Raw genomic sequence first — 719 nt, forward strand, 5'->3', positions numbered from 1 at the left:
CAGCAACGACGCGCCAGTGCTCAGCTTCGCGACCGGCAACGAGGCCGGCGCGGTGCAGGAAGACATCAAGCTCAGCGTCAGCGGCCAGTTCAGCTCGGCCGACATCGATCACGATGCCACGGCGACCTGGAGCATTGCGGGTACGGATACGGGCACCTACGGCTCGATCGCCGTGGACACCACCGGCCAGTGGACCTACACCCTGGCCAACGGCAGCGATGGGGTCGCCAGTGCGGTGCAGGCGCTGAAGGCAGGCGAGAGCCACGATGACGTGTTTACGGTGCAGGTCAGCGACGGCCTCGGCGGCGTGGACACCCAGCTGGTGACCGTCACCGTCACCGGCAGCAACGACGCGCCCGTGCTCAGCTTCGTGACGGGCAACGAGGCCGGCGCAGTACAGGAAGACACCACCCTCAGCGTCAGCGGCCAGTTCAACTCGACCGACATCGATCACGATGCCACGGCGACCTGGACCATCGATGGATCGCCAACCGGCACCTACGGTTCGATCGCCGTGGACACCACCGGCCAGTGGATCTACACCCTGGCCAACGGCACCGACGGGGTCGCCAGTGCGGTGCAGGCGCTGAAGGCGGGCGAGAGTCATGAGGACGTGTTCACGGTGCAAGTCAGTGACGGCCTGGGTGGCGTCGACACCCAGCTGGTGACGATCACCATTACCGGCACCAACGACCGGCCGACGCTGACCATCGGCGACC

The 719-nt window shown here is 66.6% G+C and carries 1 protein-coding gene; it reads left to right on the forward strand.

Features of this window, described 5'->3' with window-relative positions; translation table 11 throughout:
* Positions 1-719, forward strand: a 719-nt coding sequence (locus AC1DVH_RS32255) for a VCBS domain-containing protein (protein ID WP_477757188.1), incomplete at both ends; no start/stop codon positions are given.

It is taken from the genome of Pseudomonas sp. P4_C3, from assembly GCF_056402075.1.